The following is an 11,158-nucleotide window of genomic DNA, read 5'->3' as shown; positions in this document are numbered from 1 at the left end:
CACAAATGCAAAGCTATGACCCAGAGTAATATCTGTGCTGGTTATACAAACGTTCGCGCTGCGCGCGGCATGAATGTAGAGAGGAATGTTTGATTTGAGTGTTGGAATGAACCTTCTAGCAATTATAGGTAGTCCACGAAAAGAGCAAGCCACTGATACACTGGTAGACAAAGCAATTGAGGGAGTTAAGAAGAAGCTTCCTGATGTATCTGTGAAGAAACTTTACCTCGCTGATCACAAGATAAGTCACTGCAAAGATTGCCTTTCCTGCTGGAGCAGGGATACTGAGAGTCCCATTGCCAGATGTGTGATCCGTGATGATATGGATGAAATCAATCAGGATATCTTGAATGCTGATGCTTTAATAATGGGAACTCCAATCCATATGGGATATGCTACCGCACTTGTAATGACTTTCCTTGAGAGGGTCTGCTGGACATTCGCGAAACCAGCGAAGAGCTACATCCTGGTGAAAGGCTGTCCAGCTCCAAGATCAAACAAGAAAAGGAAAGCGGTAATCATTGCAGTTTCAGGAATGATACCTGCCAAGTACAAAAAGTTATGTAACTGGGCAACACCACAGATTAAAGGAGTCCTGAAGGATTCGCTGAATGCACAGACAGTCGGAGAGCTTTACGCTGGTGATCTATGGCACCGAGAAATCGAGCAGTATTTCAACAAAGCCAGAAAGCTTGGTGAGAAGCTTGTTTAAAGACTACTGTGTATTTTGAAAAAGAGATCAGCTAACCACAAAATGCAGCAGAACCGCAGCCATGGATTTAATTGACCTGTTTTCGCAGTCTGCTGATTTAGAGTGTTCGCGCCGCGCTTCGAGCGTATTGGTGAGTGAATGGGAGAATAAGATTGATTGAGCATTCAATAATTCATTACAAAGAAGGGCAAATATTTAATGCCGAAGTATATAGAAAGGCAGTAAGAGCAATAATACGAAGACAGGACAAAGTCCTACTAATTCATTCAACTAATGTTGGTGATTATAAGTTTCCTGGTGGTGGAGTAGAAAAACAGGAAGATGATTCAGAAGCATTAAGAAGAGAAATTAGAGAAGAATGTGGACTAGTATTATCAGAAATTAAAGAAATAGTAATAAGAATTACAGAATTGAGTCAATCAAAGGAATCAGAAACAACATTATTTAAAATGATTTCAGAGTATTATCTATGTGAAGTAAATAATGAATATGTAACACAGCAACTTGATAAATATGAAGAAGAATTAGGATTTATACCGATTTGGATTACCATAGAAAAGGCAATTGGACTAAACAAACAAATACTTAAATCATCAAAAGATAAAAAACCATCTTGGCTAGAAAGAGAAATATTGGCAATGGAAGCAATGAATGAGAGAGAATTCACCTAACAAATGCACGGACCAGCCACAAATGCAAAGCTATGAACCAGAGTAATATCTGTGCTGGTTATGCAAACATTCGATTCAGTATCAAAAAGACATCTTGACATCATAACGTTATAGCGTTATGCATCGTACAGAATCGGAGGTGAATCATGACTGAGCTGACAAAGCGATCTACAGTATATCTTGAACCTGATCTGCACAAGGCTCTGCGACTCAAATCGATCGAGACATCACGCTCGATGTCAGACCTGGTAAACGATGCCATCCGCGATGAACTTTCTGCGGATGCAGATGATTTGGCTGTATTCCGAATTCGACAAGATGAGCCTGCTATCGCCTTCGAAGAGTTCGTTAATGAGCTGAAGCGCAATGGCAGAATATAGAATTCTTGTCCGCAATTCTGTCCACAAAGATCTCAATGGCATACCTAAGAAGGATGTGAGGCGCATCGTTAAGGCAATTGGGGCTCTTGCCAATAATCCACGCCCGCCACAATCCAGGAAACTCTCCGGTGAGGAAAAGTACAGATTACGCTGTGGTGTATACAGGGTGATATATGAGATCAAAGATGAGGAACTCATTGTCTGTGTAGTCAGAGCCAGGCACAGGAAAAACGTATACAGGTAGAAATCGAACAAAGCCATGCTCTCGACGGGCTGTGTATACAACTCCTTCCGCGAGTGATGGCTGATGTTATAGTCAAAAACGAAAAGGTGAATGTAGTATATGAGCTTGAACCACCTTACTCCTGAGGAACTCATTAACAATCTAAAGATCGTTAGGAGTTTCTCACTTTCACCTGATGGCAAGTCGGTAGCTTTCTCCAGAGAAACCAAAGGTGTTTCTCAAATTTACCTTGCGGAGATAAAAGAATTCGAACCAGAACAGTTGACTGAATGCGTTGGCTCCAAGACTGCACTCACCTGGTCGTCAAGAAATGATCTGATTGCATTTGTACATTCAGGAGAAGATGGTAAAGGATGCAATCTCTGCACAATGAGCTTATTTGACAGAACTATAAACACACTGCTCGAACTTGAAGAGGGTAGCATTTGGGATACTTCCTGGTCCGGCGATGGTAAGCATCTTGTATTCTGCTCAAACTGCGAAAGCTCAACAGATATCTTCACGATAGATGCTAATGGTAGAAACCTGCTTCGTCTTACTTCAGGTTCGGAAATGGATCTGTATCCACAATGGTCTCCGGACGGATGCAGATTGCTTTTCTACAGAAGAGTTGGCTATGGCCCACTTAGCCAGTATGAGATGATATTGATCAACCTCGACAGCAAGAAGTTGAGGAAGATCGGGCCTGAAGCAGATCGTAACGGTTGGGGTAAATGGTCACCGGATGGAAAGAGTGTTGCATTTGCTTCAAATGTCAGCGGTTGTTACCATATCGGAATTCTTTATTTACCTGAGGATAATGTTAGATGGGTGACTACTGGGGAAAGGAATTGCTGGATTCCGACATGGTCACCGGATGGATCCAAATTGGCTTATCAAGTTGATATGCGAGGGAGTCGATTAATCACGATAGCAGACTTGAAAAGCGGTGAGATAAGGCTCCCTGGACCAACTGCTGGTTTGTGCTCAGATATGGAATTCACATCTGATTCCAGGTCAATTGTATTTACTCATGAGGGACCACTCAATCCATTAAGCCTATGGCACATAGATCTTAATACAGATGAGTTGCTGCAACTGACTGCCGGGCTGCCTGATTCCGTCGACAAGGAAGTGCTGGTGACACCGGAAGAAATTACTTATTCCTCTCTCGATGGTTTGGAGATACCTGCACTTCTTTTCAGACCAGCATATAAACCAGATGATGAGCTCCCTCCAGCGGTTATCAGACTTCATGGAGGTCCCAACTACCAAACTTTTAATTGGTGGCACCCAAGGATTCAGCTCCTGGTTAATCACGGATATTTGGTTCTTGCCCCTGACTTTCGGGGGAGTACTGGATACGGAAAGGAATTTGAGAAAAAAAGCATCGGCGACTGGGGAGGTGGAGACCTGAAGGATGTAGTTGCTGCAGCTGAGTGGCTGATGTCCGCTAGGCAGGCTGATCCAGACAGAATAGCTCTCCTGGGAGGAAGCTACGGAGGTTACCTGATGCTGATGGCTATGGCCAGGACTCCTGAATTATGGGTAGCTGGAATTGACCTTTTCGGTTTCGTTGATCTGAAGACATTCCACAGCAGTACCAGTGGTTGGGTAAGAGAGTGGTTAGAGAATCAGATCGGCAGACCTGAGGAGAATCCTGAATTCTATCGAGCTCGATCTCCAATTACTCATTGCTCTGAGATAACAGCACCATTACTGATCTTTCAGGGAGCCAGGGATGAGCGCGTTCCTCTCGATCAAGCTGAACAACTGAGGAATCAAATGGAAAGCAATGGCAAGGAATGTAGTCTTGAAATCTATAAGGATGAGAATCACTACTTCAGTATGAAATCAACACAGATTGAAGTCATGAAAACAATTCTATGTTTCCTTGATAAACATGTTGCGAAGAAATAAAAAGTAGGATAGTATTTGTCAGAGTTCATCGTGCTGGAAGATGATTAGAACATAACAAAATTCAGCGGAACTGCGGTTATATGATCGATGCGAATGTTTCGCAGTCTGCTGATTTAAAGCATTATCAAGTAGGAAGGTATATGATGAAATCCGCCCTTTCTATAGCTATCCTGGTAATCATGATATCTTTATCAGGTTCATGCGAATCGGATGATCAAGAACCTGCAATATCCAATTCGATCACTATACCTGAATACGAAATATCGATAGATGATTCATTCGGCGTGGAGCTTGGAGATTCCCTGAATATGATTGGCAGCATCAATGGCCTCTGCAATCATCCTGATGGTTCTATTCTGCTGCTGGATCGCTCATCCCTTAGAATTCGAGTCATCACGACTGAAGGTGATTCTTACCTGATAAGCCGACGGGGAGATGGTCCTGGAGAATTGCTTCTCCCACAGGCAATATGTGCCCTGCATGACGGCAGGATACTTGTTTCAGACGAAATGAAGCAGGAAGTGATGTCCTTCGATATTGCCGGTAACTATCTTGGAAGTTACTTCACAACTGATAGGTATGTACCACTCAGCATGTATCCGCTTGATTCATCTTCGATTGCAGGTTTGATGATGAAATTGGAAATGAGTGACGAGGAAATAATTTTCAGTTCAATCATAGGAAGATTCGACGCATCCTCAATACCTTCAGTTGTATTCAATTCGCGCGAATGGATTTGGCCAGCTCCTGAGATGTACACCGAGATCAACCTTATTGATTTTACTGCTGATTGTGAAGGTAATGTCTTCATTGCGGTTGATAACACAGAATACCACATCTCTGTATACACTCCGAACGGAACGGAACTGCTGCAGATTGAGCGAGATGATGTAAACAGAATGCCAAAATCTCCGGAGGAGATCCAGGCGGAGATCGACGATTTTGAGGAATGGGCAGTACAAGATCAGGCTTATACCGGAGGTTATGAACCGTCTCCTTTCTACCAGCTCATATCGCTTGCAGGAACAGATGCTGAAGGTAATTTGTGGGTTGTAAGGCACGATTCGGATATTGACTACCTGTTCGATATCTGGAATCGTTCAGGAGACATGATATATACAGCCCGTCTTTATCGAAATGAGAAGGATCCCGGTCTGTTTTTCAGTGTTGATCAGATTGGTATCATTGCAGCTATCAGTAATTCCAGTCGATTCGAACGAGTTTATACACTGGATATCGATATGCCTGCAGACGGGTCATAGAACTTGCTATTCTTATCTGTAAACACATTTGAAGAACACTATATTAATATCAGCCAAATTGAACATACCTCGCCTGGATTACCAGCGTGGTAAGCGGGACGGCTTATTCGGACAGTTATGAAAGGAAGAATGAGGGATAACAGCAATGAGGTGATCCCGTTCTACGCAGCGGAGAATCCGCGGCTCTTTGAGATCGAACGCAGATGTATGGACCGTGACGGTATTGTCCTCCAATTCTTAGACAGCATTCTGCCGAACGGATGTGTCTTGGACATCGGTGCAGGAAACGGATTTGTTGCCGATTACGTAAAGAGCAACGACCGTCTCGTCGTGGCTTTAGAGCCAGAACCAGAGATGATTGATACAGATAAACCTCTTCTCTGGTCGCGGGGAGTTGCGCAGAAATTACCGTTTATTGATAACGCGTTTACCGCTGCTTATGCCACATGGGCATTCTTTCTGTCCGGCATAGACTGTAAACTAGAAGGATTGATGGAGGTTCGTCGAGTAGTAACATCGAACGGCGTTATCGCAATCATCGAAAACGCTGGAGATGATGAGTTTTGCTCGCTGTCGAGGAATTCGATTTCAGATGGTGGGGAGTGGTACACGAACCATGGATTTGAGCGTAGAATACTTGAAACATCGTTCCGGTTTGATACACTCGATGAAGCAAGAGAACTGCTGAGCTTTTATTTTGGCGAAGAAGCTGGGAATGCGGTCAAGGCGAATGAGATAGAGTATAAGGTTGCTGCATATGTAGGACGAGCAGGACAGATCGGGAAGTAAACCGATCGGACTGCGGTCTTCGATTGGCAAACCTTTTATTGTAAGGTTTTCAGCGGACGTTTCAGCACAATTCAGCGCCTGGTTTTTACCAGTTAGGCATTCCGTTTACATACATGCCATGATTATTTCTGCAATTTCTGTTCCAGCCTCTGATTCTGAAGTTGTCGTAATTCCTTCCGGTGATTCTATATCTGTAATGAGTACCGCATGAGGGGCATTCAAGCTTGTCCCAATTCTGTATGTACTCCTCAATCGCTGAAAAATTTCTCCACCTGTGTCCTTCATTCTCATAGGGGTAATGACCCGTTGAGCCATAGTACATCTGAAGGGCACTTGCCAGATTTCTCATGTTATGTCTGCAGCTCTGTGTTTTAGCCTGTTCGGACAGATTACCGAACTTCGGTATGGCAATAGCCGCAAGGACACCGATGACGATAACGACTACAAGCAATTCCACAAGCGTAAACCCGCTACGGTTCCCGGAGATCATCAGATTTCTCCCTTAGCGAATTCCATTGGGTCCATATCGGAATAGTAGATAAGATCGTCACCTGACATGAGAAACCAGTGTGAATCGTCTTCTTCGGTGTAGGTGATAGCCTGCGAAGATATTTCTATTTCCTCCGGAATTTGCGGGAGCCTTCCATTCAGCCGGTGATATTCATGTATATCGCAGGCAATGGTGTATATCATATCTCGAAGTTCCTGTTCCTCGGATGAGATATCTGTATTGAATGAATTGGAACTGCCTGATGGCAAAATCAGTATTACGATAAGAACAATAGCAAATATCGATAATATCCAGATGATTCCTGAAACCTTCTTCTTCCTGGAACCATCGCTGCTCTTCCTGGAATCGACCTGATCTGGTATATCAATATCTCTGTCAATCTGTTCCGGTTCAGACATCTGTATCACACTCCTTTTCATATATATAAAAATATTAACTCATTATGAGTTTTAGTCAAATGAAAGCGCCCGGAAATGTTTCCGGGCGCCACACACAAAGATAATGAGGAGCTGTCAGATCTTTATCAGCTTGCAGCTCGCAGTCATGTTGGAATCTGATATCACCGCGAAGTATACACCTGAAGGAACATGATTACCGTTATCTGATATTCCGCTCCAGGTGAAGAGACCTGATTCAATTTCTGTCTCCATAACCGTTCTTCCATTTAAATCGTAGATCCTCAGTCTGGAATTCGACAAAGCAGAAACCTGCAGAACTGTGGAACTGTTGAACGGATTTCGTCCTGCGACAGAAATAGCGAACTGTCCGATCCCAGGGGACGAGGATTCACCGATTCCCGTTAGATCAGGTGTGCATGCCCAGAGATCCCATTGAAGGTCAGTATCTCTTCTGCCGTAAACAGCCCAGAGCTTTTCTCCTGCCCATGCAAGAGAAGCATCATCAATCGCGTCAGCGCTAACAGCACTGTAATAACCGTTCCATGAACCACCACTGTATGTATTGCACTGGAGCGTGTTACCATCGGCAGTCCACATTACAGTTATTTCACCCGTTGCACTCGATGTAATCGACGGTCTGGCGCATCCGCTGGAGGGTGAGACAATTTCAGGAACAGACCATGTACCTACATTGTAACACAGAATCGCGCCGGCGTCGTTCTGCCAGGTAACCCAATAATTCGAGCCGTCACTTGTGATGCATGCATATCGGCTGTTTTCATCGACTGATGAAATGATGGTTTCACTGCTGAATGGTCCCGAATCGGGTGCATCACGGAAACCGATCACCCAGTTCCCGTCACGTCTCGCATGATATACCAGACCAAAACCGTCTCCGCCGTAAGCGACATCCGGATAACGCTCATGACCTTCTTCGGATGATAATGTGAATGTCGATGACCAGCTGGACCCAGTCCAGAGAATACCTTCGATGTCAGTGGACGCGTTCTGCCACTTCTGCCAGACAAGCCAAGCATGGCCGTTACCTCCATCCATTGCAGGTTCCACCTCGAAGGGATCACCTGATGTAAGGATGGTTTCGCTGCCCCACGATGAACCGTTCCATTGAGAAATGTAGATATCGTAACCCTCATGGTTGTTCTGCATACTCTGCCAGGCAGTCCAGACGTTGCCGGTGCCATCTCCTCCGACAGTTGGATGCCAGTCCCAGTACTCGTGCTGACAGACTATAGCCGGTTCTGTCCACGAAATTCCATTCGAATGTGTAGCCAGGATATTGGCTCGGACAGGATAGGATGATCCGCAGACGGCAAATATCTCGCCTGAGGATGGATCCGAATACGTATCTACCCGCCCCTGAGTATGAAGTCCGTCGGTGATATCATATGCCAGCCAGCTGTCCAGATCGGGTGTTGATCCTTCTTCATGCGTGGAACCCAGGCATATACCGCTCATTCTGGGTTTGAGAGTAGGATCACCCAGAAGCACTGCAGCGCGTGCGTAATACATGTTTCCCGCAAGCCATGTCCTGTAAGCCGCTCCGAGGCAGTTACCTGAAGCAAGGGACTGATAGTACGCCTGGAAATAATTGGTATAGTCTACTCTTGTCTGCGCCAGCACAGCAAGGCCATAAGAATCACTCCAGATATAACTGTTCGCGATATTGTCCACTTCAGTCCATCGGCCGTTGGAGCAGCAGTTGAGAACGTAGAAAAAGGCATGAGGATCGAGCGGAAGTACTTCAAAATTGTTGAAAGTCCCTCCGGAGCCTCCATCATGGAAGCTGCTTCCCCATGGGCTTGAGTGGGAGATAAGATGAACCCATTCGTATCCGTTCATCAGTTCAGCTTTGAAATCATCCGCATTCGTTCCTGAAGGATTGTTTTTCGTGACAACAACATCATACAGGAGGTCAAGGTACTGTGTAAGTCCGGTGAAGGCTTCCTCATATCCCAGTCCTCTATCTGGAAGGGTCAGAGTACCTGTCCTGTAGGCATGATTTTTGGCGAAGTAATCGTTCAGCATTTCCGCAGCTCCACCATATGTCAAGAAATTCGGAGTTAACCTTCCAATCCATATTTCAGGACCGTCATTACTTGCTGATTCATACAAACCGTCAGAATCAGGATCGTTCCAGGTTCCATTCATATCCATAAGAAATACATCAACAGGATACTCTCCGAATTCTGTATCCATCCATCCTGTGGGAATGTCACCAATACAGATTGCTCCGACAAGATCACCGGAGGTGTATTCAGTCTTAAGATCATTCCTGATATCATCTGCTGCACCGCCTGAAATCAGCCAGATATCCACAACGTATCCTTCAGCTTCAAGGTCGGCCTGGAAAGTGCCAAGAGAAGCACTGATGTCAACATTGATATCTTCCTCCACAAGAAGAACGACTTTCTCGGCATCCGATCCACAGGTTTGAGCGGTTACGGTCCGGAGATATGATCCCCGGTCTCCTGTTATCGCAATCCTGTCAGCGGTGGACATCGGCACTCGACCCCTTGAATCCATGTACTGAATCGGTATTCCCTCGGGAACTGCCAATCCGGAAGAAACAAATACAAGGATAAACGCAAGCACAGGGATAAACCGATTCATCAGTATTCTCCTATTCCAGTGATCCTACTTCAGCTTCAACTGCTTCAAGTATTTCGCATGATTTAACAACTTCTGCCATTCTGGTGTGATCAGGATAAAGAGGCCGATCCTCACCAAGATGCTCTATATGTTTCCTTATTACATTATACGCTGCAGAAACACCTCTGCCGGGTTTATGGTTCCTCTGATCAAGGCCGTCTGCCGCCGCGATTAATTCAATACCGAGTATACCGTATGCGTTTTCCATAATCTGATGATTCTGGATGGCTGTATTCATTCCCATGCTCACGAAGTCTTCCTGATCCGCAGCAGCAGGAATCGAAGCGCAGGATGAAGGTGCTGAAAGCGCTCTTTGCTCAACGATGAGCATTCCTGCCGTATACTGGCTGAGCATGTGACCGCTGTAGAGTCCTGGTTTCTCCGCGAGGAAAGGTGTCAGTCCAACTGAAAGAGCCGGATTCAGAATCCTGTTAAGTCTTCGCTCGGACATGACTGAAACCATTGTAATGGCAGCACCCATCATATCCATAGGAAGAGATACGGGGGTTCCCTGGAAATTCGCTCCGGTAAGCACGATATCCTCATCCGGGAAAAACACAGGATTATCGCCAACACCGTTCAGTTCAATCTCAACCTGACTTCTTGCGTACGCCAGCGCATCATGCGCGGCACCGATGACCTGAGGAGTGCTTCGCATGGAGTAAGCGTCCTGAACTTTTTTCTTTCCGCCTGAGAGAAGTTCGCTACCATTGATACATGCCATAAGAGCGTTCGCTGTTCGTACGGCACCTGAAAATCCTCTGGCTCTGTGAAGCTTTTCATTATAGGGTTTGAAATTGGCGATGAGAGCTTCCAGGCTCATAGCTGCGGCGATTTCCGCCTGTTTGAGCCACCTGTTCATATCATACAGGTGAATGGTATTCATAGCGTTTAGAACGTTTGATCCGTTGATTGTTGCCAGACCGTCACGTGCATGGAATATTTCGGGTTCAAGCCCTGCACGACTGAGGGCTTCCTTTCCCGGCAGAAGCTCACCGTTGTAATAAGCTTCTCCTTCACCAATTACTACAAGTGCAATCTGAGACATGGGCGCAAGATCACCGCAGGCACCTACAGAACCCTTCTGGCATACAAAGGGAGTAACACCCCTGTTCAGCATGTTAACAAGTTGCTGTGTAATCTCAAGTCTCATTGCTGAATGTCCCTTTGCGTGAACATTCACGCGGGAGACCATTGCTCCCCTGACATACTCAAGCGGAGCAGGATCACCAATTCCAGCCGCGTGATTGTAAACAAGATATTTCTGGAACAGCTTAACCTCTTCATCGTTCAGCAATGTCTCCGAGAATTCACCTATGCCGGTGTTCACGCCGTACATGATTTCCTTGGCTGCAAGTTTTCTGTCAATCATGCCGCGGCATTTCCTGATTCTTTCCTCGGCGGCTGTTGAAAGTTCAACCTGTTCCCCGTGCCTTGCGACTCTTATCAGCTTTTCTACGGTAAGACCGGTTCCATCGATTACGATTGCCATCTGGTTTTCCTTCCTGATATCTATGTATATGATATTTTGAGAAATCAGCGCATTGAATGCAAACATCTTCAAGAATATGTACTATTATACAAAGAGTGAATCCGGGCAATAAGACCATTCCGGATTATGG

At 45.3% G+C, this 11,158-nt stretch carries 11 protein-coding genes; 7 read left to right on the top strand and 4 right to left on the bottom strand.

The window, feature by feature from the left end:
- The first annotated feature begins 85 nt into the window (after nt 1-85).
- The 7 genes from K8R76_03170 to K8R76_03140 all read left to right on the top strand — a co-directional run bounded on the left by K8R76_03170 (nt 86) and on the right by K8R76_03140 (nt 5,957).
- Nucleotides 86-712 carry a flavodoxin family protein gene (locus K8R76_03170; GenBank protein MCD4847174.1) on the top strand — a complete coding sequence of 209 codons (627 nt, stop codon included), beginning with the start codon at nt 86-88 and terminating at the stop codon, nt 710-712.
- Nucleotides 713-864: 152 nt separating this feature from the next.
- Nucleotides 865-1,383 (top strand): NUDIX domain-containing protein, encoded by a 519-nt coding sequence (locus K8R76_03165; GenBank protein MCD4847173.1) that lies wholly within the window; start codon nt 865-867, stop codon nt 1,381-1,383.
- 146 nt (nt 1,384-1,529) lie between these two features.
- Nucleotides 1,530-1,763, top strand: coding sequence for a CopG family transcriptional regulator (locus K8R76_03160; GenBank protein ID MCD4847172.1), 234 nt, complete (start codon nt 1,530-1,532; stop codon nt 1,761-1,763).
- Entirely contained in the window at nt 1,750-2,007 is a 258-nt protein-coding gene (locus K8R76_03155; GenBank protein MCD4847171.1) for a type II toxin-antitoxin system RelE/ParE family toxin, read from the top strand. Before K8R76_03160 ends, K8R76_03155 begins: the two co-directional genes overlap by 14 nt.
- A gap of 99 nt (nt 2,008-2,106) precedes the next feature.
- Complete coding sequence (locus tag K8R76_03150) at nt 2,107-3,906, top strand: S9 family peptidase (protein MCD4847170.1); 1,800 nt, start codon at nt 2,107-2,109, stop codon at nt 3,904-3,906.
- A 140-nt stretch (nt 3,907-4,046) separates the two neighbouring features.
- The gene (locus K8R76_03145) at nt 4,047-5,168 is read left to right on the top strand and encodes a hypothetical protein (GenBank protein ID MCD4847169.1); all 1,122 of its coding nucleotides are present in this window, start codon (nt 4,047-4,049) and stop codon (nt 5,166-5,168) included.
- Between the two features lie 129 nt (nt 5,169-5,297).
- Nucleotides 5,298-5,957 (top strand): class I SAM-dependent methyltransferase, encoded by a 660-nt coding sequence (locus K8R76_03140; GenBank protein MCD4847168.1) that lies wholly within the window; start codon nt 5,298-5,300, stop codon nt 5,955-5,957.
- An 85-nt stretch (nt 5,958-6,042) separates the two neighbouring features.
- On the opposite strand, the gene K8R76_03135 is transcribed toward K8R76_03140, so the two are convergent.
- The 4 genes from K8R76_03135 to K8R76_03120 all read right to left on the bottom strand — a co-directional run bounded on the left by K8R76_03135 (nt 6,043) and on the right by K8R76_03120 (nt 11,028).
- Nucleotides 6,043-6,447 (bottom strand): type II secretion system protein GspG, encoded by a 405-nt coding sequence (locus tag K8R76_03135; GenBank protein MCD4847167.1) that lies wholly within the window; start codon nt 6,445-6,447, stop codon nt 6,043-6,045.
- Nucleotides 6,447-6,866, bottom strand: a complete 420-nt coding sequence (locus K8R76_03130; protein ID MCD4847166.1) for a hypothetical protein — start codon at nt 6,864-6,866, stop codon at nt 6,447-6,449. Before K8R76_03130 ends, K8R76_03135 begins: the two co-directional genes overlap by 1 nt.
- A gap of 114 nt (nt 6,867-6,980) precedes the next feature.
- On the bottom strand, nt 6,981-9,497 hold the full coding sequence (locus K8R76_03125; GenBank protein MCD4847165.1) for a T9SS type A sorting domain-containing protein: 2,517 nt from the start codon (nt 9,495-9,497) through the stop codon (nt 6,981-6,983).
- A 10-nt stretch (nt 9,498-9,507) separates the two neighbouring features.
- Nucleotides 9,508-11,028 (bottom strand): aromatic amino acid ammonia-lyase, encoded by a 1,521-nt coding sequence (locus K8R76_03120; protein MCD4847164.1) that lies wholly within the window; start codon nt 11,026-11,028, stop codon nt 9,508-9,510.
- Nucleotides 11,029-11,158 lie beyond the last annotated feature (130 nt).

The sequence above is a fragment of the Candidatus Aegiribacteria sp. genome, assembly GCA_021108435.1.
GTDB lineage: Bacteria > Fermentibacterota > Fermentibacteria > Fermentibacterales > JCC-6 > Aegiribacteria.
This window is presented reverse-complemented; position numbering and strand designations above follow the sequence as displayed.